The organism is Pedococcus sp. P1_H8, from assembly GCF_056405175.1.
Window position 1 is genome coordinate 57,613 of the sequence record NZ_JBFUCP010000001.1, and the last position, 20,285, is coordinate 77,897.

Sequence of the window (20,285 nt, forward strand, 5' to 3'; positions counted from 1 at the left end):
CTCGGGGCTCGGCGGACTGTTTTCGCCCGAGAGCTGGGATCTCGGGTCGGACCCGCAGGCCGTCAGGCAAGCGAGATGAGGTCGAGGTAGTCCTGGCCCCAGTGGTCCTCGACGCCGTCGGGCAGCAGCAGGATGCGCTCGGGCTCGAGCGCCTCCACCGCCCCCTCGTCGTGGGTGACGAGGACGACCGCGCCCTTGTAGGTGCGCAGCGCGCCGAGGATCTCCTCGCGCGACGCCGGGTCGAGGTTGTTGGTGGGCTCGTCGAGCAGCAGCACGTTGGCGCTCGACACGACCAGCATGGCCAGCGAGAGCCGGGTCTTCTCGCCCCCGGACAGCACGCTGGCCCGCTTGTCGACGTCGTCGCCGCTGAACAGGAACGAGCCCAGGACCTTGCGGACCTCGGTCTCGCCGAACGAGTCGGGCGCGGCCGACTTCATGTTGGAGAGCACGGTGCGGGACACGTCGAGGTTCTCGTGCTCCTGAGCGTAGTAGCCGAGCTTGAGGCCGTGACCGGGCTCGACCTGACCCGTGTCGGGGGTGTCGACGCCCGCGAGCATGCGCAGCAGGGTCGTCTTGCCGGCACCGTTGAGGCCCAGCACCACGACGCGGGACCCGCGGTCGATGGCGAGGTCGACGTCGGTGAAGACCTCCTGGCTGCCGTAGGACCGCGACAGGCCCGAGGCGCGCAGGGGCGTGCGACCGCACGGCGCAGGATCCGGGAAGCGCAGCTTGGCGACCTTGTCGCTGGTCCGCTCCCCCTCGACGCTGGCCATCAGCCGCTCGGCGCGCTTGATCATGTTCTGGGCGGCGACCGCCTTGGTGGCCTTGGCCCGCATCTTCTCGGCCTGCTCCATGAGGGCGGCAGCCTTCTTCGTGGCGTTGGCGTACTCGCGCTTGCGGGCCCGCTCGTCGGTCTCACGCTGCTGGAGATAGGGCTTCCAGCCGACGTTGTAGAGGTCGAGCTCGCCACGGTTGGCATCGAGGTGGAAGACCCGGTTGACGACGTCGTTCAACAGGTCGACGTCGTGGCTGATCACCACCAACCCGCCCTGGTAGCCCTTGAGGTAGTCGCGCAGCCAACCGATGGAGTCGGCGTCGAGGTGGTTGGTCGGTTCGTCGAGCAGCAGGGTGGCGGCGCCGGAGAACAGGATGCGCGACAGCTCCACCCGGCGGCGCTGTCCACCGGACAGGGTGGCCAGCGGCTGGCCCAGCACCCGCTCCTCGAGCGACAGCGCGCTCGCGATGGTCGCGGCCTCGGACTCCGCGGCATACCCGCCCTGGGCGGTGAACTCACCCTCGAGCCGCGAGTAGCGACGCATGGCCTTGTCGCGGGTCTCGTCGTCGGCGCTGGCCATCGCGCCCTCGGCCTCGCGCATCTGGGTGATGATCCGGTCGAGTCCGCGGGCGCTGAGGATGCGGTCGCGGGCCAGGACGTGCAGGTCACCAGTGCGCGGGTCCTGCGGGAGGTAGCCCACCTCGCCGGTCGAGGTCACCGAGCCGGCCGCAGGCTGACCCTGACCCGCCAGCACCTTGGTGAGCGTCGTCTTGCCGGCACCGTTGCGGCCCACGAGCCCGACCCGGTCACCGGCCGCGATCCGGAACGTCGCGCCGTCGAGCAGGAGCCTGGACCCAGCGCGCAGCTCGATCCCACTGGCGGCAATCACGACGGAACTCCAGACATCACAGGTGGGGTGGGCGCTCCGACGAGTTGCGGTTGCGCCGCTCAGGGGCTGAGATCACTAGTCTAACCGGCAGAGTTGTCCGACCAGTACAGCTCCACGGGGGCGGCCCTGCCCTCACGACCGCGGAGGCCCGATGAGCTTCAACGACGACGTCAAGATCGACACTTCCCAGGTCGGTTCCGGAGGCAGCGGAGGCGCTCCGGGTGGCGCCGTCGTCGGCGGCGGTATCGGCGGCATCATCCTGCTCATCATCGCTCTCATCTTCGGCATCAACCCCAGCGACCTGCCCACCAACCCCGGCGGGGGCACGTCGGACCAGGGCCAGGTCCAGCCCGGCGGCACAGAGGACGGTTCCGCGTTCGCCCAGTGCAAGACCGGCGCCGATGCCAACAAGAACGACACCTGCCGTGTCATCGCCACGGTCAACTCGGTGAATGCCTTCTGGGCGCAGGAGCTGCCCAAGTACAAGCGGGAGTACACCCCGGCCAAGACCATCCTCTACAACGGCTCGACCCAATCGGCCTGTGGCACGGCCAGCAACCAGGTCGGCCCGTTCTACTGCCCGTTGGACAAGCAGGTCTACATCGACGTCAGCTTCTTCGAGATCCTGTCGACCCAGTTCGGCTCGAGCAGCGGCGCCCTCGCCCAGGAATACGTCGTGGCCCACGAGTACGGCCACCACATCCAGGACATCCTGGGCCTGCTCGACGAGGCCCAGCAGAACCCCAAGGGCAAGAACAGCGGCAGCGTGCGCATCGAACTGATGGCTGACTGCCTCGGCGGCGTGTGGGCCAACCACGCGACCCAGACCAAGGGTGAGAGCACCAGCGGCGGCGAGGTGGCGTTCCTCAAGCCCCTCACGGACAAGGACATCAAGGACGCCCTCTCCGCGGCGTCATCGGTCGGGGACGACCGGATCCAGGAGAAGACCCAGGGCCGGGTGAACCCGGAGTCGTGGACGCACGGGTCGGCTGCGGCACGCCAACAGTGGTTCACCACCGGCTACAAGTCCGGCGACCTCAACCAGTGCGACACCCTCAGCCCGGCCACGGTCGAGTGACCTAGGCGGACACGTCGTCCAGCCGCTGGAGCAGGTCGTGGGCGGCCAGCTCGACGTCCTTGTGGCGCCATTCCGACGCTCGGTACACGCACGCGATGAGCGCGGTCCGGTGGACCCGGCGGAAGTCGCCTGCCACGAACGCATAGCGCGCCTTGGTCTCGTCATTGGCGCCCTCGGTGAGCCCGAGGTGCCAGGCGGCGTAGTCGTCCCACGAGTGCTGCTCGAGGTAGGCGTTCTGCGCCTCGGCGTCGGGCTGCACGTCACCCCAGTCGCTGTCGAGGACATACTGCTTCTTCTCGATCAGGGCACGAAGGTGGGCGACGGCATCGGGGTTCACGGCGTACGTGGCCATGCCCCCATGGTGGTTGAGCCCGGGCGGTGTCGCCACCGGGTCACGCCTCGGGGTCGTCCTGGATCGTGATGCGCACCGCACGGCCTCGGTAGAGCGCGTCCTCGAGGACGGCCCGACGAGGGTCGGGCAGGTCGTACAGCTCGCGGCGTGGCAGGGCGTCGAGATGGGCGAGCCGCGCGTCGTCCAGGACCGCGCGCACCAGCGCCTTGTCGCCGCCGACCACGAGACCAGCCGGTAGGCCGCGTGGCAGGATCCGCAGCGTGTGCTCAGCGACCGCACGGACCAGCTCGTCGGCCTGGTTGCCACGTCGCCGCGCGAAGCGCTGCTGGGACCAGCCACCCGCGGCCGTGCGTGACTGCACGTGTCTCGTGCCCACCTTGGACTCGGTGAACCCGGCCCCGTGCGCCAGCCCCACGGCATACCCGCCGCGTCGGATGAGCAGCACGCCCAACGGGTCGTGCGGGAACTCGTCGCGTCCCGTGATGCGCTGGGGTGAGGCGGCGTCCGCGTTGTTGGCGGCAAACCGCTCGAGCCAGCCGTCAAGCCGTTCGGGGGCGACGTCGACGACTCTCGGCCTGGGACCGGTCAGAGGTTGAACCCCAGCGCGCGCAGCTGCTCGCGACCGTCGTCGGTGATCTTGTCGGGGCCCCACGGCGGCATCCAGACCCAGTTGACGCGGTAGGACGCGACGAGTCCCTCGAGGGCCTGCTGCGTCTGGTCCTCGATGACGTCGGTCAGCGGGCAGGCCGCCGAGGTGAGCGTCATGTCGAGGACGGCGTGCTTCTGCGCGTCCACCGTGATGCCGTAGACCAGACCGAGGTCGACGACGTTGATCCCGAGCTCGGGGTCGACGACGTCTCGCATGGCCTCTTCGACGTCTGCGACGTTGGGGGATGCTGTGGTCGTCTCACTCATGACTTGTCCTTGCTGGTTGCCGTGTCGGTGCTGGTGTCGCTGTTCGTGGTGTCGCTCGTGTCACTGCCGTTGGTGCTGTGGCCTGCTTGGTGCAACGCGTCGGTGAAGGCCATCCATCCCAGCAGAGCACACTTCACCCGCGCTGGGTACCTGCTGACCCCCGCGAAGGCGACTCCGTCACCGATGACCTCTTCGTCGCCCGGGTCCGCACCCTTGGAGGTGAGCATCGCGCGCATCGCCTCGTGCGTGGTCATCGCCTCGGCGAGGGTGTGCCCGATGACCTCGTCGGCCAACACACTCGTGGATGCGGTGGAGATGGAGCAACCCAGCGCGTCGTAGGAGATGTCCTTGACGACGGCGTCGGCGCCGCTGCCCTCGACGTGGACGCGGAGCGTCACCTCGTCACCGCAGGTCGGGTTGACGTGGTGGACCTCGGCCTCGAAGGGCTCACGAAGCCCTGCGTGCAGAGGGCGCTTGGAGTGCTCGAGGATGAGCTCCTGGTAGAGGTCCATCAGCTGGCCACCCCGAAGATCGAGGGGACGCGGTCGAGGGCGTCGAGCATCGTGTCGACCTCGGCCGGGGTGTTGTAGGCCGCGAGGGTGGCCCGCGTCGTCGCGGTCACGCCCATCCGGCGGTGCAGCGGCCATGCGCAGTGGTGTCCGACCCGGACCGCGACGCCCTGGTCGTCGAGCACCTGCCCCACGTCGTGGGCGTGCACACCCTGCACGTCGAACGCGACGGCGCCGACCCGGTCGACCGCCTCGGCGGGACCGACGATGCGCACCCACGGCCGCTGCGCCAGACCGGCCAGGAGACGCTCGGTCAGCGCGTGCTCGTGGGCCGCGATGCGATCCAGGCCCAGCTCGTCGAGGTAGTCGATGGCGGCACCGAGCCCGACGGCCTGCGCCGAGTTGGGCGAACCCGCCTCGAACCGCTGGGGCGGCGGGGCGTAGGTGGTCGCCTCCATCCGCACGGTCTCGATCATCGAGCCGCCGGTGATGAACGGTGGCATGGCGTGCAGCAGCTCGCCGCGGCCCCACAGCACGCCGACCCCGGTGGGACCGAACATCTTGTGGCCGGAGAAGGCCGCGAAGTCGACACCGAGGTCGGCCACGTCGAGCGCGAGGTGCGGCGCCGACTGGCAGGCGTCGAGGACCGTCAGGGCCCCGACGGCCCGAGCGGCGGCAGCGAGCTCGCGCACCGGGTTGATGGTGCCGAGCACGTTGGAGACATGGGTGAACGCGAGGACCTTGGTGCGCTCGGTGAGCAGCTCGCCGAGCGCCGGACCGTGCACGCCGTCGAGGTCGAGTCGCCCCTCGTCGGTGACCCCGATCCAGCGCAGCGTCGCGCCGGTGCGGCGGGCGAGCTCCTGCCAGGGCACGAGGTTGGCGTGGTGCTCCATCTCGGTGACGAGGATCTCGTCGCCCTCGCCGAGGGCGAGCCGCGAGTCCTTGGCCTGTCCCGCAACGGAGTTCGAGAAGGCATAGGCCACCAGGTTGAGCGACTCGGTGGCGTTCTTGGTGAACACCACCTCGTCGTCCGCTCCCCCGACGAACCGCGCAGCCTTCGCGCGGGCCCCTTCGTAGGCGTCGGTGGCTTCCTCGCTGAGCTGGTGCGCACCGCGGTGCACCGCACTGTTGACCTGCTCGCTGAACGCGCGCKCGACGTCGAGCGCACCGGCATACCTCTGCGACGTGGCACCGGAGTCGAGGTAGACCAGCGCCTTCCCGTCGCGGACCGTGCGCGACAGGATCGGGAAACCGGCCCGGATGCGGGCCAGCTCCCCGTCGCTGAAGGTCGTTGCACTCATGGCGTATGCCGCGTGGCTGGGTGCGGCGCTCAGGCCTGGGGGACGAGGTAGCGGTCGTAGCCCTCGGCCTCGAGGCGGTCGGCCAGCTCGGGGCCACCCTCCTCGACGATCCGGCCGTCGACGAAGACGTGCACGAAGTCGGGCTTGATGTAGCGCAGGATCCGCGTGTAGTGCGTGATGAGCAGGACGCCGACCTCGCTGTTCTCCTTGGCCCGGTTGACCCCCTCGGAGACGACGCGCAGGGCGTCGACGTCCAGGCCGGAGTCGGTCTCGTCGAGGATCGCGATGGACGGCTTGAGCAGCTCCATCTGGAGGATCTCGTGGCGCTTCTTCTCGCCACCGGAGAAGCCTTCGTTGACGTTGCGCTCGGCGAAGGTCGGGTCCATCCGCAGCGCCTCCATGGCGCCCTTCATGTCCTTGACCCAGGTACGCAGCTTGGGAGCCTCGCCGTCGATGGCGGTCTTGGCGGTGCGCAGGAAGTTGCTCACTGTCACGCCTGGGACCTCGACGGGGTACTGCATGGCGAGGAAGAGCCCAGCGCGGGCGCGCTCGTCGACCTTCATGGCCAGCACGTCCTCACCGTCGAGGGTGACGGTGCCGCCGGTGATCGTGTACTTGGGGTGGCCGGCGATCGAGTAGGCGAGCGTGGACTTGCCCGACCCGTTGGGGCCCATGATCGCGTGCGTCTCACCGGACTTCACGGTGAGGTCGACCCCGCGCAGGATCTCCTTGGTGCCGTCCTCGACGGCGACGGTGACGGTCAGGCCACGAATCTCAAGTGTTGCCATGGTTACTCGTTCCTCAATGTCTGTTCGGAAGTTCAGCTGTTCACAATGCTCAGATGTTCGAGTGCTCAGTGGTGCGAAGCGCTGGCTCTGGTGGGAAGTCAGGCATTCAGCGGGGTGGTGCTGACAAAGACCTCGTCGTTCTCGACGCGCACGGGGTAGACGTTGATCGGCACGATCGCGGGCGGCCCGGAGGGCTCGCCGGTGCGGATGTCGAACCGGGAGCCGTGCAGCCAGCACTCGAGCGTGCAGCCGTCCAGCTCTCCCTCGGAGAGCGAGACGTTGGCGTGGCTGCAGGTGTCGTCCACGGCGTGGATCTCGCCGCTCTCGGTGCGGATGATCGCCATGACCGTGCCGTTGATGTCGGCGGCGGCTGCACCCTTTTCGGGGAGCTCGTCGACGCGGCAGACCCGCACGAACTCGGCCTCGTCGGGCACGATCTCGGAGACGGCGCTCACGCGACGGCCTCGATCGCCCCGATGCCGGGCACCGCGCCGAGCTCGGCGTCGATGACCTCCATGAGGTGGTCCGAGATCTCGGGAACCCCGATCCGGGCGACGATGCTCGCGAAGAACCCGCGCACCACCAGCCTGCGGGCGACATCCTCGGGGATGCCGCGAGCCATGAGGTAGAACAGCTGCTCGTCGTCGAAGCGGCCGGTCGCCGAGGCGTGTCCGGCCCCGACGATCTCGCCGGTCTCGATCTCGAGGTTTGGGATGGAGTCGGCGCGACCACCCTCGGTCAGCACGAGGTTGCGGTTGAGCTCGTAGGTGTCGGTGCCCTCGGCGCTCGCGCGGATGAGGACGTCACCCACCCACACGGTGTGGGCGGTGTCGCCCTGAAGGGCGCCCTTGTACTCGACGTTGGAGTGGCAGTGCGGCGCCTCGTGGTCGACGAAGAGGCGGTGCTCCTGGTGCTGCCCGGCGTCGGCGAAGTAGACGCCGAGCCCCTCGAAGGAGCCACCGGGGCCCGAGTAGCGGGCGTTCGTCGAGACCCGGACGACCTTGCCGCCGAGGGTCACGGCGATGTGGCGCAGGCGGGCGTCGCGACCGATCAGGGCGTCGTTCTGGGTGACGTGGTGGGCGTCGTCGTCCCACTCCTGCACCGTGACGAAGGTCAGGTCGGCGCCGTCGCCGACCTTGATCTCGACGTTGGCGCCGCACTCGGCCGACCCGCGGTGCGTGAGCACGACGGTGGCCTTGCTGTGGTGCCCGGCGTCGATGACCAGGTGACCGTTGACGCGGGCGAGGTCGGTTGCCGTGACGGTGATCCGCACCGGCTCGCCGAGCTCGGCCTCGGCCGGGATGCTCACCTGGGTGGCCTGCGCCTCACCGGCCCACGCGACCGCGGCGACGCGGTCAGCGGGGACCAGCACACCGGCGGACCTCGGGTCCACCAGCGAGGTGGTCACCTCGGCCGGCGCCTGGATGTCGACGCTGACCTTGTCGGCCTGGGTGGGCGCGACATGGAAGAGCGCGGACAGCCGGTCCACCGGAGTGAACCGCCACGCCTCCTCTCGGCCACCGGGGACGGCGAAGTCGTCCACGGCATACGAGGTCTTGCGCTCGGCGCGCGACTGGTCGGGGACGAAGGCGGCGGCGGAGTCCTCGTGGGACCCCGCCGGCGCTTCGGGGTTCTTCTGGGCCAGCAGGCTCAACCTACGGCTCCTTCCATCTGAAGCTCGATCAGGCGGTTGAGCTCGAGGGCGTACTCCATGGGCAGCTCACGCGCGATGGGCTCGACGAACCCGCGCACGATCATGGCCATGGCCTCTTCCTCGGTCATCCCGCGGGACATGAGGTAGAACATCTGGTCCTCGGACACCTTGGAGACGGTCGCCTCGTGGCCCATCGTCACGTCGTCCTCGCGGATGTCGACGTAGGGGTAGGTGTCGGAGCGGCTGATCGTGTCGACCAGCAAGGCGTCGCAGACCACGCTCGACCGGGAGCCGTGGGCGCCCTCGAGGATCTGCACGAGTCCGCGGTACGACGTGCGCCCGCCGCCACGAGCCACCGACTTGGAGACGATGGTGGAGGAGGTGTTGGGAGCCGCGTGCACCATCTTGGCGCCGGCGTCCTGGTGCTGGCCCTCGCCCGCGAAGGCGATGGACAGCGTCTCGCCCTTGGCGTGCTCGCCGAGGAGGAAGACGGCCGGGTACTTCATGGTGACCTTGGAGCCGATGTTGCCGTCGATCCACTCCATCGTCGCGCCCTCGGCGGCGGTCGCACGCTTGGTGACGAGGTTGTAGACGTTGTTGGACCAGTTCTGGATGGTCGTGTAGCGAACGCGGGCGTTCTTCTTCACGATGATCTCGACGACCGCGGAGTGCAGCGAGTCCGACTTGTAGATCGGCGCCGTGCAGCCCTCGACGTAGTGCACGTAGGAGCCCTCGTCGGCGATGATCAGGGTGCGCTCGAACTGGCCCATGTTCTCGGTGTTGATCCGGAAGTAGGCCTGCAGCGGGATGTCGACGTGGACGCCCGGCGGGATGTAGATGAACGAGCCACCCGACCAGACAGCCGTGTTGAGGGCGGCGAACTTGTTGTCGCCGGCGGGGATGACCGACGCGAAGTACTCGCGGAACAGGTCCTCGTGCTCGCGCAGGCCGGTGTCGGTGTCGACGAAGATGACCCCCTTCTCCTCCAGGTCCTCACGGATCTGGTGGTAGACGACCTCGGACTCGTACTGGGCCGCGACACCGGAGACGAGGCGCTGCTTCTCGGCCTCCGGGATGCCGAGCCGGTCATAGGTGTTCTTGATGTCCTCGGGGAGCTCGTCCCACGTGGTGGCCTGCTTCTCGGTGGACTTCACGAAGTACTTGATGTTCTGGAAGTCGATGCCGGTGAGGTCGGAGCCCCAGTTGGGCATCGGCTTCTTGCCGAACAGGCGCAGCGACTTCAGGCGCAGGTCGAGCATCCACTGCGGCTCGTTCTTGCGCGTGGAGATGTCGCGCACGACGTCCTCGTTGAGGCCACGCTTGGCGGTCGCGCCAGCGGAGTCGCTGTCGGACCAGCCGTACTCGTAGCGGCCCAGGTCCTTCAGACCGGGGTTGCGCTCCTCGATGTTGGTGCTCATCGCGTGGACCCTTCTGTGGTGGTGACAGGGGTGGTGACAGGGGTGGTGACAGTTGTGGTGTGGGCGGGCTTGGCGTGGTCAGCGGGGGCGTTGATCGTCGCGACATTGCTGGTGGGGATGGCAGTGCTGGTCGGAACAAAGGTCGTGCACACGTGGTCGCCGTGGGCGAGGGTCGCCAGGCGCTGCACGTGCACGCCCAGCAGACGCGAGAACGCATCTGTTTCAGCGTCACAGAACTGCGGAAATTCCCGCGCCGCGTGCTGGACGGGGCAGTGCCCCTGACACAGCTGGATGCCGGTGAACGGGCTCGCGGATCCCTGCTCCCCCACGGGGCGGGCCGAGGCAGCGAAGCCGTCGCGCGTGAGGGCGCCGACCAGGGCGTCAACGCGAGCGGCGGTGCCGGGGCCGGCGGCAGCCAGCTCCGCGGCATACCGGCCCTCGAGCTCGGCGACGCGGGACTCGGCGAACCGGCGCACCGCGCCCTCGCCGGACTCCTGCGAGATGAACCGCAGCGCCTCGGTGGCGAGGTGGTCGTAGTCGGACTCGAGTCCTTGGTGACCGGCGTCGCTCAGCACGAAAGAGCGGGCGGGGCGGCCGCGACCCCGAACACCGGGGGCCACCTCGTGCGCGGCGATGAGGCCGGCGTCCTCGAGGTTCTCGAGGTGACGACGAACCGCCGGGGCGGTGAGCCCGAGGTCGAGGGCGAGCGTCGCGGCCGTGATCGGGCCGCGTTCGCTGATCACCTGGAGGATGCGGTCGCGCGTGCGTGACTCCAGGGCCGCAGGGGCCACCTGGGTCGTCGCAACGGAGACCGGGATATTCACAACGCCGATGTTACGTAAATACCCCGCACCATGGAAAGCAAGGTGACCCTAACCTCGCCGCCCTCGACTTCTGGCCACCCGTGGCGGGTGCAACCGCCCCGAACGCGACGGCGTGCCGCACGGGTAGCCAGGAGTGCGGTGGTGGCGAGGGTCAGTCGAGCAGGCCGCGGTCGCGGGCCACCGCGACGGCCTCGCCACGGCCGGTCACCCCGAGCTTGGCGATGATGTTGGACACGTGCACGCTGGCCGTCTTGGCGCTGATGAACAGCTGCGTGCCGATCTGCCGGTTGCTGCGGCCGAGGGCGACCAGCCCGAGGATCTCGGCCTCACGGGTGGTGAGCGCCTCGCCCTGCCGCGAGGCCGGCTTCGGTGTGGACCGCACTCCCCCGCCGAGCCGGATCTCGGCCCGCAGCGGTTCGGCCCCGAGCCGCTGGGCGACCTCGAGCGCGGCCCTGAGCTCGTCCGAGCCCCGCGGGTCGCCGGTCGACTTCAGGATGGTGCCCAGGCGCGCCCGCGACCGGGCCGCCTCGTAGGGGTGTCCGTAGGTGTCGAAGGCGTCGACCGCCCCCTGCCAGGCCTCGACGAGCGGCACCGGATCGACGTCCGCGCCGCCGAGCCACTGCAGCCGCAGTGCCTCCGCCCGGGCGCGGGCCCGCCAGGCGGTGGACTCAGGCCCGTCGTTGCCCGGACGCGTCGTGGCGTGGTCCCAGACCTGCGACGCGGACCCGGCCAGCTCCGCGCCACGTGACAGCAGCGCGGCCCGATCCGAGGTCGGCACCCGCTGGATGTGGCTGCCGAGCTGGCCGAGCAGCAGGGCATCCAGACGCAGCTGACCCTGGAACAGGGGGTACCAGACGCGGGTCAGCACCTCGACCACCTCGTCGTGCACCCTGATGGCGGACGCGAGGTCGTCGGCGTGACCGTGGAGGTCGATGGCGGCACTGCCCGTCAGCAGCGGGACCAGGCCCTCCTGCTCCCACCACGGCCGGGACACCTCGTATCCCGCCACGGCCGAGAAGTCACCCCGGGCCGCCGCGACGTACATGCGTGCGCCCATGAGCATGGAACGGGCCGGCTCGGGCGGGACCTCGCTCGAGACGTCGAGGATGTCGAGGGCCTCGGACCACCGTCCCCGCTCGTAGGCAGCGATCCCGGCCAGCAACCGGCCGTCGAACGCGTAGGGGGCCCAGGGCCGCCCCGCGCCGCGGGCGCGCTCGACCCCTCGGCGGTAGACGTCGACGGCCTCGTCGAGCCGTCCGGCGCGGTGGTGCAGCCAGCCGAGGTGGTGGTAGGCCCGGACCTCGGCCGGGTCGCCGGGGGTCCTGGAGGTCGCGATGATCCGCTCGAGGGTTGTCCGTGAGGTCTCGGGATCGCCGGCGCGTTCGAGGATGCGCGCCTCGACGACGCGCACCTCGTCGGCCACGTCGTGCAACCCGGACGACTCGGCGGCAGCGACCGCCTCGTCGACGGCGGCGATCGCCTCACCGTCACGACCACGGTCGGCGAGGGCCTGCACCTTGGCAGCGAGCAGCCGGGCCCGAATCTGGGGGTGGTCCTCGTCGACACCGTCGAGCAGGCCGAGGCCCTCCTTGGTCGCCGCCAGCGTGTCGAGCGTGCTCTCGGTGATCCGCGCCGTCGTCGCCAGGGCGGCCAGCAGCTCGGCACGTCCGGCCGGGGCGGCTCGTGGGCCACGGCGGGCCAGTCGCTCCTCGAGCAGCTCGAGCGCCTTGAGGACGCGCCCGACCGCGGTGGCGGCCGCGGCCGCTCGCAAGGTGACCGCGTCACAGTCGGGGTCGTTCTCGGGCATCAGGGCCAAGGCGTTCTTGAAGTGCCGGAAGGCCTCCTCGGGCCCCGCCATGCGCAGGGCGGAGTCCCCGGCCTGGACGCTGGCCTCGCGCGCCTGCTCGCGCTGGCCAGCGGCGGTGGCGTGCCTTGCCAGCTCTGCCCACGTGCCGAGCGCGCGGTCGTGCGCCAGCGCCGCGGCATACCTCTCGTGGGCGCGCACCCGCTCGCCGGGCAACAGGTCGTCGTAGACCGTCTCGCCGAGCAGTGCGTGGCGGAAGGCGTAGCCCCCGCTGTCGGTCGGGACGAGCACGTGGTGCTCGACCGCGTCACGCAGGCCCGCGTCCAGCTCTGCCTCACCGATGCCGGCCACCGCTGCGAGCAGCCGGTGCGACACGTGCCGACCGGCCGCCGAGGCCACCCGGACCACGTGCTGACCGGCGGTGTCGAGCTGGTCGAAGCGCACCAGCAGCAACCGGGACAGGTCCTCGGCAAGCCGGGATCCCCCGAGCGCCGTCGCGGCCACGAGCTCCTCGGCGAAGAACGCGTTGCCCTCGGCCCGCTCGACCACCTGACGCACCTGGTCCTCGGGGAGCGGTTGGGTCTGCAGCCCCTGGACCAGCTCACGCACGGCGTCGTCAGCCAGAGGGGCGAGGTCGAGCCGCTCGACCTCGGCCAGCCGCGACCAGTGCGCGAGGGTGGTGCGCAACGGGTGACGTCGGTGCAGGTCGTCGCTGCGGTAGGACGCCACGATGCTCACCCGTCGAGCGAACCCTCGCGTGAACAACAGGGTCAACAGGTCGCGGGAGGACTGATCGGCCCAGTGGACGTCCTCGACCACGAGCAGGACCGGCGCGTCGGAGGCCAGGTCGTCGAGCGCCGCGTGGACCGCCTCGACGAGGTCGCCCCGGTCGATCATCGCGTCCGCGGGGTCGTCGGGGTTGACCTCGGTGCGGCGGGACGGGACCAACCGGGAGAGTCCTGGGTGGGCCTTCACGACTCGGTCCAGGAGGTCTGGGGAGGTGCTCTCGAGTCGGCCGAGGACCTCGATGAAGGGCAGGTAGGGCAGGGACTGGCCGGCCTCACCCAGGCAGTGCCCGACCAGCACGGTCCAGTCCTGGGTCCTCGCGCGAGCCGCGACCTCGGCGAGGATGCGGGTCTTGCCGATCCCGGCGTCACCGGACAACAGCACGAGGCCGGTGCCGCTCGGGCCGTCGAGGCCCAGGAGGGCGGCGAGCCTGGTCGCCTCGTCGTCACGTCCGACGAACAACCCGGCTGCCGAACGCTCGAAACCCACGACACCGATTATGTCGGAGGGGTCCGACACGGTGTCGTGGGTTTCGAGGTTGAGGGTCGTCGCTGCGTGGCTGTCGCCTCGGCCGGTGTCTCGGCTCGTGTCGACGTCGAGCGTGGTCGCCATGGGGGCGGCCGCGCTCAGGCGACGCGGGCCGAGCCGGTGCGGGCGGTGCCCTGACCGTGGCGGTGCGAGTGGACGACGCGGCCGAGGGCGGTGCGGATGGCGTGGCCGTGGTGGCGTGCCGGGACCGCGGTGGCCAGCCCGGTCGACAGCCTCTCGGTGCGCCAGGCGACCTCGGCGGCGACGAACAGCGGGTCTGCGTTGATGCTCATGCTGTGCTCCTTCTGGTGGTGGTGTTGTAAACCTGCCTGCCTAAGGCAGGCGACCACATGGGGCGAGTGCCTTATCCGTGGCCATCCGGCCCTCAGGGGGCCTCAGGGGGCCTCAGACCGGTCGTGGGGTGTGGCGAACCGTCTGGCCGAGCGGCCGGGGCAGGTGCCAGTCGCGGCGCCTGCGCGGGTGCCGCGGCTGGCGGCGGGCGAGGTTGGCGCCGGACAGGCTCTCCTGCTTCCACTGCTGCTCGGCGAGGACGATGTACGGGTGGGCGGTGAGACTCATGGCCGTTCTCCTTCGTGCCTTGGGTGTTCCTCTGGTTGATGCCTCCACAGTTCGCCTCTGAGGCCCCCTGCCACATGGGGAAGTCGCCCATCCCCGCACCGACACCGGCCCGTTCTGAGGTGCCCGGCCCGCCTCAGGGACTGGCGCGTCCCGGACCTAGACTCAGGGCGTGCCACCCGCTGTCCTCGTCTCCGGTCTCGTCAAGCGCTACGGCAGCGTGGTCGCCCTCGACGGCGCCACCTGGCAGGCCGAGCGGGGAGCGGTGACGGCAGTCCTCGGCCCCAACGGCGCGGGCAAGACGACGATGGTCGAGTGCTGCGAGGGACTGCGTCGCCCCGACGGGGGTCAGGTCCGTGTGCTGGGCACCGACCCGTGGGATGCCGGTCCGGCCCACCGGGCTCGGGTCGGCGTGATGCTCCAGGACGGCGGGCTGCCCGCATCCGCCCGTCCCCTGCGCCTCCTGCGCCACCTCTCGTCGATGTATGCCGCGCCCGCACCTCTCGACCCCCTCGTCCAACGTCTGGGGATCGACGAGTTCGCCGGCACCTCGGTGCGCCGGCTGTCGGGCGGCCAACGCCAACGCGTGGCGTTGGCGGCAGCCCTCATCGGTCGTCCCGAGGTCGCCTTCCTCGACGAGCCGAGTGCCGGCCTCGACCCGCACGCGCGCCTCGACGTGTGGGAGCTCGTGCGCTCGCTCGCCGACGAGGGCGCGGCCGTCGTGCTCACCACCCACTCCTTCGAGGAGGCGGAGCGGCTGGCCGACCACATCGTCGTCGTCGCGGCCGGAGCCGTGGTCGCCCAGGGGTCGCTCGACGCCGTCACCGGTGGGGACCGGCTCGAGGACCGCTACTTCGCCCTGACCCGGAGGTCGGTCGCATGACCGCGGTCTCCGCCCCCGCCTCGCCCGCCGCCCGGGTGCTGGCCCAGGCCCGGTTCGAGGCGGTGACCCTCCTGCGCAACGGCGAGCAGCTCCTCGTCGCGGTGCTGCTCCCCGCCGCCGTGCTCGTCGCCCTCGTCCATGCGGAGTCCCTCTCGCTCGGTGACGGTCGCCGGGTCGACCTCGCCGTCCCGGGTGTCCTCGCGCTGTGCGTGATCTCCTCGGCCTTCACCGGCCAGGCCATCTCGACCGGCTTCGACCGTCGCTACGGCGTGCTGCGACTGCTCGGTGTCACACCGCTCGGTCGCACGGGGCTCGTGCTGGCCAAGGCAGTCGCCGTGCTCTGCGTCATCGCTGTCCAGGTGGTCGTCATCGGAGGGCTCGGGCTGGCGCTCGGCTGGGAGCCGACCCTGCGCGGCATACCTGCGGCTGTGCTCTCCCTCGTCCTGGGCACCTGGGCCTTCGTGGCACTGGCCCTGCTGCTGGGAGGCACGCTGCGCGCCGAAGGCGTGCTGGCCATCGCCAACCTGCTGTGGGTCGCCCTGCTCGCCCTCGGCGGCGTCGTCATCGCCGGCACCGAGCTCCCGGACCGGTTCGCCGGCGTGGTTGCCCTCCTGCCGTCGGCCGCCCTCGGCGACAGCCTGCGCGCCGCGCTGGTCGAGGGTCGGGTGCTGCCCGGCGCCTGGCTCGTCATGACGCTCTGGGCGCTCGTGGCGACCGCACTGGCGCGCAGGTTCTTCCACTGGAGCGACTGACCGGCGGCGCCGGCCCTGGTCCAGCACACCACGGTCACCAGGGCCAGCAGACCCACGAGCCACCACGGTCGTGCGGTCGCCATCGCCACCACCAGGAGCGTCGCGTACCCCGCAGCGACCCCCGCTCGCCACGTGTTGGTCTCCATGGGTCCAGTCAGCCAGTGCGCGAGCCCGCGCACCATGAGGGGACTCCCCCAACCGCGTCAGGGTCCACCCTGAGCCGTACCCTCGTGGCGTGACCGCAGCACCAGCCTCGACCTCCGCCGTCGCCGCACCGGTGGCCTCCGCCGGACGGGTGTGGCTGCCCCGGATCCTGCTCGCCAACCTGGTCGTCGAGGTGCTCATCGTCGTCACCGGCGGACTGGTCCGGCTGACGGGCAGCGGGCTCGGCTGCCCGACCTGGCCGCAGTGCGTGCCCGGGTCGTACACCCCGGTCCCCCACCAGGCCGAGGGCTGGCACCGCTACATCGAGTTCGGCAACCGCACCCTGACCAGCGTGGTGAGCATCGCCGCGATCGCGACGGTGTATGCCGTGTGGCGCTGGGCAGCCCGGCGTCGCGACCTGCTCGTGCCGGCCTTCGCGCTCCTGGCGGGCGTGGGCGTGCAGGCGGTGCTCGGCGGGATCACGGTCCGGACGGGACTGAACCCCTTCACCGTCTCCGCCCACTTCCTGGTCTCGATGTGTCTGGTGGCCGCCGCGGCATACCTCCTGTTCCGCGCCCCGGAGAGCCCTCCTGCACGGGCCCTGACGGTCCACCCGCTCGTCGAGCGACTCGGGTGGGTCACGTGCGCGGCTGCGGCGGCCGTGCTGGTCCTCGGCACCGTGGTGACCGGCTCCGGGCCCCACTCGGGCGACGCCGACGAGCCCGCGCGGTTCGGGTTCGACCCGAGGACCATCTCGTGGCTGCACGCCGACGCCGTGATGCTCTTCGTGGGACTGGTCGTCGCCGTCTGGGTCGCCAGCCGGCTGACGTCCGACTCCCCCACCCCGGGGCGGGCCTGGGCGGTGGTCTTCACCGTGACCTTGGCTCAGGGGCTCGTGGGCTACACCCAGTACTTCACCGGGCTGCCGTGGGTCGTGGTGCTCGTGCACATGCTGCTGGCGACGTTGCTGGTCGTCGCGCTCACCCGTGCCATGGTCAGGTTGCGCGCTGCGGCGCGCTGACCCACGGACGGCTGGTCCTCGCCTTCCGGCAGGAACGCGGGCACACTCCTGCCATGGAGACCCCCCGCATCCACCTCGTGCGCCAGCTTTTCGTGCTGGCCCTGATCGTTGCGGGCGCGGCGCTGTTGTTCTGGCCGCGCTCGGTGCCGGACTGCTCGAAGAGCACCGGGAGTGGGGACGTGCACATCAGCATGCCCCGGTCCATCGACCACCTGGGCGTCGTCCTCACCTGCGCGAAGACGTAGCCCTCGCGTCCCGACCGCTAGGTCTGCGCGGCAGGAACCGGGAACGGTTACACAACCAGTATTGTGCAATTGTAGTTGTGCAATGGCGCTTGTGCATCTAGCCTGGTGCCCATGCCAGTCACACCGCGGCCGGGCGTCCGGACCGTCACCGAGGCCAAGGCCCTCTCCGCGATGGCCAACCCGTTCCGCTCACGGATGATGGACGCCCTCAAGGTCGACGGCCCGTCCACCGCCTCCGCCCTCGCCGCGCGCACCGGGCAGGCAGTCGGGAGCGCCAGCCACCACCTCAAGGTGCTGCATGAGGCCGGCCTCGTGGAGGAGGCGCCCGAGCTCGCCAAGGACCGCCGCGAACGCTGGTGGCGGCTGGTCGACCCCGGCACCCGCTGGTCGCGAGCAGACTTCGCCGACGACACCGCCGCCGTGACGGCCGCCTACGCCGCGGAGGCGCTGGCCCTGCAGCGACAGTTCGAGCGCACCCGCGACTGGAACGCCAACGCCGCCTCGGCCCCCGAGTGGGACGCGGTCTCGTTCGCGACGCAGAACTGGATGCGCCTCTCCCCCGACGAGCTGCAGCAGGTCGCCGACGAGGTGGTCGACGTGCTGATGCGCTGGTCCGGGCGCGAGGTGCCCGATGACGGCGTCGAGCGCGAGCCCGTGTTCGTCTTCGCCCGAGGGTTCCCGGCCCAGCCATGACGACCCCTACCGCACCGGTTGGCCCGCCACCCCCACTGGCCCGCAACCGGAACTTCGGCCTGCTCTGGTTCGGCGAGGGCGTCAGCGTCCTCGGCAACGCCACCACCTCGGTCCTGCTCCCCCTCCTCGCAGTCGTCGGCTTCGACGCCGGCCCGGGCTGGATGGGCGCGCTCACGGCAGCGGCGTGGGTGCCGTGGCTGGTCATCGGCCTCCCCGCGGGAGCCTGGGTCGACCGGCTTCCGGCCCGGCGCGTCATGGTGACCAGTGACCTCGCCGCTGCGGCCACCCTGGCCAGCGTCCCCCTCGCCTGGGCGCTCGACGCCCTCACGTTGCCGCACCTGGCCGCAGCGGCCTTCTGCAACGGGGTGTGCACGGTCTTCTTCCGGGCGGCCTACCCGGGGCTGGTGCGCCAGGTGGCCCCGCGCGAGCAGCAGGAGTCCGCCTTCGCCCGCCTCTTCGGCACCGAGTCCGCGATGCAGGTCGCGGGGCCCGGCGTCGGCGGCCTCGTGGCGCAGGTCGCCTCGGCCGCAGGGGGTCTGCTGGTGGACGCCCTCAGCTTCGTCGTCTCCGCCGCCTGCCTCTGGCGCCTGCGGCTGCCCGCGCCCGGTCCGTCGAGGCCGGACAAGTCGACGGCGGCACCGTTGGGCCGACGCATCCGCGAGGGCATCGACTACCTCCGACACGACAGCCTGCTGCGCTTCTTCACCGTCATGGGTGGGGTGAGCAACTTCGGGCTCACCGGCTACAGCACGCTGCTCGTGCTGTTCCTGGTGCGGGAGGTGCACCTCTCCTCAGGGGCAGTCGGACTCGTGCTGGCGGTCGGGTCGGTCGGTGGTGCCGTCGGCGCCACCATCGCCGCCTGGCTGTCGTGGCGGCTGGGGTCCGCGCGGGCCCTGCTCGCCCTGCAGGTCGTCGCCGGGCCACCCGCCCTGTTGGTGCCGCTCGGCGCGCCTGGCACAGGCCTCATCGCCATGGTGACCGGGATGCTGCTGGTCGGGATTGGCGTCGTCGCCGGCAACGTCGTGCGTGGCGCGTGGCGCAACCGCTATGTCCCCGAGCACCTGCTCGCCCGACAGGTCACCACGGCCCAGGTGGTCAACCTCGGGACGATGCCCCTGGCCGGGGTCGCCGCGGGTGTCATGGGCACGCAGCTCGGCCTTCGACCGACGATCGCGGTGATGGCGGCCATCCACGTGCTGGCCTGCCTGTCGATGTGGTGGAGTCCCCTGCGCGGACTCCGCGAGATGCCGGGGCCGGTGGCCGAGGACATCGACTCGAGCGTCAGCGCGAGATGATCGGCAGGTAGAGCAGCGGGTCGACGGCCACACCCAGGAACAGGATGCCCACGTAGGTGATCGAGAAGTGGAACAGGCGCATCGGCTTGAGCGCCTGGGGATCGGCACCCGTCTTGGCGACTCGCAGCAGGCGGTGTGCCTCGAGCAGGAACAGCACCCCCGTGACCAGCGCCGTGCCGAGGTAGATCCAGCCCATCGGGTTGACCCACACCAAGGCGAGCGAGACCGCCACCATCGCCCAGGAGTAGGCCACGATCTGGCGGGCGACGACGACGAACTTCTCGACGACCGGCAGCATCGGCACGTGGGCCGCGGCGTAGTCGTCCTTGAACTTCATCGACAGCGGCCAGTAGTGCGGAGGCGTCCAGAAGAAGATGACGAGGAACAGCATCACGGCCGACCACGACACCGAGTTCGCCACTGCCGACCAGCCGATGAGGACGGGCATGCAGCCGGCCGCCCCACCCCAGACGATGTTCTGCGCGGTGCGGCGCTTGAGGATCATCGTGTAGCCCACGGCATACATGACGATGGCGCCGAGCGAGAGGGCCGCCGAGAGCAAGTTGACGACCAGGGCGAACCACACGGTCGAGACGACGGTGAGGACCACCCCGAAGACCAGGCCCTCACGGGGGCTGATCTCGCCCGTCACCATGGGTCGGTTGCTGGTGCGGTGCATCTCCGCGTCGATGTCACGGTCGTAGACGCAGTTGAACGTGTTGGCTGCGCCGGCACTGAGAGCCCCGCCTACGAGGGTGGCGACGATGAGCCACAGCGACGGAATTCCCTTGTGCGCCAAGAACATCACCGGCACCGTCGTCACGAGCAGCAGCTCGATGATGCGGGGCTTGGTGAGCGCGAGGTATGCCGCTGCCTTGCGTCTGCGCCCCGGGGCCGGAGACGCGGAGATCCGGGCTGACGGATCGAGTGCGGTCACGGCGTCCTTCGTGGGTGGTGCAGGGGTGGCTGGCCGGGTCAGTCTATCCCCGGCCACGCGGTGTCCTGTGGACGGGACTGGATGCGACGCGGATCACCTCCGGGACTAGTCTCGGATC

General features: G+C 70.5%; 22 protein-coding genes. 7 read left to right on the forward strand and 15 right to left on the reverse strand.

Features of this window, described 5'->3' with window-relative positions; genetic code table 11:
- Window positions 1-62: 62 nt before the first annotated feature.
- The gene (locus tag AC1DYG_RS00305) at window positions 63-1,664 is read right to left on the reverse strand and encodes an ABC-F family ATP-binding cassette domain-containing protein (protein WP_477637912.1); all 1,602 of its coding nucleotides are present in this window, start codon (window positions 1,662-1,664) and stop codon (window positions 63-65) included.
- A 151-nt stretch (window positions 1,665-1,815) separates the two neighbouring features.
- On the opposite strand from AC1DYG_RS00305, the gene ypfJ reads away from it, so the two are divergent.
- Window positions 1,816-2,742, forward strand: coding sequence for a KPN_02809 family neutral zinc metallopeptidase (gene ypfJ, locus AC1DYG_RS00310; RefSeq protein ID WP_477637913.1), 927 nt, complete (start codon window positions 1,816-1,818; stop codon window positions 2,740-2,742).
- A gap of 1 nt (window position 2,743) precedes the next feature.
- On the opposite strand, the gene AC1DYG_RS00315 is transcribed toward ypfJ, so the two are convergent.
- From AC1DYG_RS00315 to AC1DYG_RS00375, 13 genes are all read right to left on the reverse strand, one after another.
- Window positions 2,744-3,094 carry a hypothetical protein gene (locus tag AC1DYG_RS00315; protein ID WP_477637914.1) on the reverse strand — a complete coding sequence of 117 codons (351 nt, stop codon included), beginning with the start codon at window positions 3,092-3,094 and terminating at the stop codon, window positions 2,744-2,746.
- 40 nt (window positions 3,095-3,134) lie between these two features.
- Window positions 3,135-3,746, reverse strand: coding sequence for an acVLRF1 family peptidyl-tRNA hydrolase (locus AC1DYG_RS00320; RefSeq protein WP_477637915.1), 612 nt, complete (start codon window positions 3,744-3,746; stop codon window positions 3,135-3,137).
- A complete protein-coding gene (locus tag AC1DYG_RS00325) occupies window positions 3,680-4,009 on the reverse strand; it encodes a metal-sulfur cluster assembly factor (RefSeq protein ID WP_477616457.1) in 330 nt (109 codons plus the stop codon). The genes AC1DYG_RS00320 and AC1DYG_RS00325 overlap by 67 nt, the downstream gene beginning before the upstream one ends.
- Window positions 4,006-4,521 carry a Fe-S cluster assembly sulfur transfer protein SufU gene (gene sufU / locus AC1DYG_RS00330; RefSeq protein ID WP_477637916.1) on the reverse strand — a complete coding sequence of 172 codons (516 nt, stop codon included), beginning with the start codon at window positions 4,519-4,521 and terminating at the stop codon, window positions 4,006-4,008. The genes AC1DYG_RS00325 and sufU overlap by 4 nt, the downstream gene beginning before the upstream one ends.
- Window positions 4,521-5,819 (reverse strand): SufS family cysteine desulfurase, encoded by a 1,299-nt coding sequence (locus AC1DYG_RS00335; RefSeq protein WP_477637917.1) that lies wholly within the window; start codon window positions 5,817-5,819, stop codon window positions 4,521-4,523. The genes sufU and AC1DYG_RS00335 overlap by 1 nt, the downstream gene beginning before the upstream one ends.
- A gap of 29 nt (window positions 5,820-5,848) precedes the next feature.
- Complete coding sequence (gene sufC, locus AC1DYG_RS00340; protein ID WP_477637918.1) at window positions 5,849-6,607, reverse strand: Fe-S cluster assembly ATPase SufC; 759 nt, start codon at window positions 6,605-6,607, stop codon at window positions 5,849-5,851.
- 98 nt (window positions 6,608-6,705) lie between these two features.
- Window positions 6,706-7,062, reverse strand: a complete 357-nt coding sequence (locus tag AC1DYG_RS00345; protein WP_477637919.1) for a non-heme iron oxygenase ferredoxin subunit — start codon at window positions 7,060-7,062, stop codon at window positions 6,706-6,708.
- Complete coding sequence (gene sufD, locus AC1DYG_RS00350) at window positions 7,059-8,261, reverse strand: Fe-S cluster assembly protein SufD (protein WP_477637920.1); 1,203 nt, start codon at window positions 8,259-8,261, stop codon at window positions 7,059-7,061. Before sufD ends, AC1DYG_RS00345 begins: the two co-directional genes overlap by 4 nt.
- Window positions 8,258-9,679 carry a Fe-S cluster assembly protein SufB gene (sufB, locus tag AC1DYG_RS00355; RefSeq protein WP_477616451.1) on the reverse strand — a complete coding sequence of 474 codons (1,422 nt, stop codon included), beginning with the start codon at window positions 9,677-9,679 and terminating at the stop codon, window positions 8,258-8,260. The genes sufD and sufB overlap by 4 nt, the downstream gene beginning before the upstream one ends.
- Window positions 9,676-10,503 carry a helix-turn-helix transcriptional regulator gene (locus AC1DYG_RS00360; protein WP_477637921.1) on the reverse strand — a complete coding sequence of 276 codons (828 nt, stop codon included), beginning with the start codon at window positions 10,501-10,503 and terminating at the stop codon, window positions 9,676-9,678. Before AC1DYG_RS00360 ends, sufB begins: the two co-directional genes overlap by 4 nt.
- Before the next feature lie 151 nt (window positions 10,504-10,654).
- A complete protein-coding gene (locus AC1DYG_RS00365) occupies window positions 10,655-13,705 on the reverse strand; it encodes a helix-turn-helix transcriptional regulator (RefSeq protein WP_477637922.1) in 3,051 nt (1,016 codons plus the stop codon).
- Between the two features lie 14 nt (window positions 13,706-13,719).
- Window positions 13,720-13,914 (reverse strand): hypothetical protein, encoded by a 195-nt coding sequence (locus AC1DYG_RS00370; protein WP_477637923.1) that lies wholly within the window; start codon window positions 13,912-13,914, stop codon window positions 13,720-13,722.
- A 112-nt stretch (window positions 13,915-14,026) separates the two neighbouring features.
- Complete coding sequence (locus tag AC1DYG_RS00375; RefSeq protein ID WP_477637924.1) at window positions 14,027-14,200, reverse strand: hypothetical protein; 174 nt, start codon at window positions 14,198-14,200, stop codon at window positions 14,027-14,029.
- Between the two features lie 169 nt (window positions 14,201-14,369).
- Here AC1DYG_RS00375 and AC1DYG_RS00380 point away from each other — a divergent pair, with 169 nt between their 5' ends.
- The 6 genes from AC1DYG_RS00380 (at window position 14,370) to AC1DYG_RS00405 (ending at window position 19,230) form a co-directional block, all read left to right on the forward strand.
- A complete protein-coding gene (locus tag AC1DYG_RS00380; RefSeq protein WP_477637925.1) occupies window positions 14,370-15,080 on the forward strand; it encodes an ABC transporter ATP-binding protein in 711 nt (236 codons plus the stop codon).
- Window positions 15,077-15,832 (forward strand): ABC transporter permease, encoded by a 756-nt coding sequence (locus tag AC1DYG_RS00385; protein WP_477637926.1) that lies wholly within the window; start codon window positions 15,077-15,079, stop codon window positions 15,830-15,832. Before AC1DYG_RS00380 ends, AC1DYG_RS00385 begins: the two co-directional genes overlap by 4 nt.
- A 235-nt stretch (window positions 15,833-16,067) precedes the next feature.
- Window positions 16,068-16,997 (forward strand): COX15/CtaA family protein, encoded by a 930-nt coding sequence (locus AC1DYG_RS00390; RefSeq protein WP_477637927.1) that lies wholly within the window; start codon window positions 16,068-16,070, stop codon window positions 16,995-16,997.
- A gap of 53 nt (window positions 16,998-17,050) precedes the next feature.
- Window positions 17,051-17,242 (forward strand): hypothetical protein, encoded by a 192-nt coding sequence (locus AC1DYG_RS00395; protein ID WP_477637928.1) that lies wholly within the window; start codon window positions 17,051-17,053, stop codon window positions 17,240-17,242.
- Between the two features lie 111 nt (window positions 17,243-17,353).
- Entirely contained in the window at window positions 17,354-17,935 is a 582-nt protein-coding gene (locus AC1DYG_RS00400) for an ArsR/SmtB family transcription factor (RefSeq protein WP_477637929.1), read from the forward strand.
- On the forward strand, window positions 17,932-19,230 hold the full coding sequence (locus tag AC1DYG_RS00405) for an MFS transporter (RefSeq protein ID WP_477637930.1): 1,299 nt from the start codon (window positions 17,932-17,934) through the stop codon (window positions 19,228-19,230). The genes AC1DYG_RS00400 and AC1DYG_RS00405 overlap by 4 nt, the downstream gene beginning before the upstream one ends.
- On the opposite strand, the gene AC1DYG_RS00410 is transcribed toward AC1DYG_RS00405, so the two are convergent.
- A complete protein-coding gene (locus AC1DYG_RS00410) occupies window positions 19,217-20,167 on the reverse strand; it encodes a heme o synthase (protein ID WP_477637931.1) in 951 nt (316 codons plus the stop codon). The genes AC1DYG_RS00405 and AC1DYG_RS00410 overlap by 14 nt on opposite strands.
- Window positions 20,168-20,285: the final 118 nt, after the last annotated feature.

Excerpts from the sequence above, each read along its gene's own strand:
- ypfJ (WP_477637913.1), top strand. The coding sequence starts at position 1,816 with ATGAGCTTCAACGACGACGTCAAGATCGACACTTCCCAGGTCGGTTCC.
- AC1DYG_RS00315 (WP_477637914.1), bottom strand. The coding sequence starts at position 3,094 with ATGGCCACGTACGCCGTGAACCCCGATGCCGTCGCCCACCTTCGTGCC.
- AC1DYG_RS00325 (WP_477616457.1), bottom strand. The coding sequence starts at position 4,009 with ATGAGTGAGACGACCACAGCATCCCCCAACGTCGCAGACGTCGAAGAG.
- sufU (WP_477637916.1), bottom strand. The coding sequence starts at position 4,521 with ATGGACCTCTACCAGGAGCTCATCCTCGAGCACTCCAAGCGCCCTCTG.
- sufC (WP_477637918.1), bottom strand. The coding sequence starts at position 6,607 with ATGGCAACACTTGAGATTCGTGGCCTGACCGTCACCGTCGCCGTCGAG.
- sufB (WP_477616451.1), bottom strand. The coding sequence starts at position 9,679 with ATGAGCACCAACATCGAGGAGCGCAACCCCGGTCTGAAGGACCTGGGC.
- AC1DYG_RS00365 (WP_477637922.1), bottom strand. The coding sequence starts at position 13,705 with ATGGCGACCACGCTCGACGTCGACACGAGCCGAGACACCGGCCGAGGC.
- AC1DYG_RS00370 (WP_477637923.1), bottom strand. The coding sequence starts at position 13,914 with ATGAGCATCAACGCAGACCCGCTGTTCGTCGCCGCCGAGGTCGCCTGG.
- AC1DYG_RS00375 (WP_477637924.1), bottom strand. The coding sequence starts at position 14,200 with ATGAGTCTCACCGCCCACCCGTACATCGTCCTCGCCGAGCAGCAGTGG.
- AC1DYG_RS00385 (WP_477637926.1), top strand. The coding sequence starts at position 15,077 with ATGACCGCGGTCTCCGCCCCCGCCTCGCCCGCCGCCCGGGTGCTGGCC.
- AC1DYG_RS00395 (WP_477637928.1), top strand. The coding sequence starts at position 17,051 with ATGGAGACCCCCCGCATCCACCTCGTGCGCCAGCTTTTCGTGCTGGCC.
- AC1DYG_RS00400 (WP_477637929.1), top strand. The coding sequence starts at position 17,354 with ATGCCAGTCACACCGCGGCCGGGCGTCCGGACCGTCACCGAGGCCAAG.
- AC1DYG_RS00405 (WP_477637930.1), top strand. The coding sequence starts at position 17,932 with ATGACGACCCCTACCGCACCGGTTGGCCCGCCACCCCCACTGGCCCGC.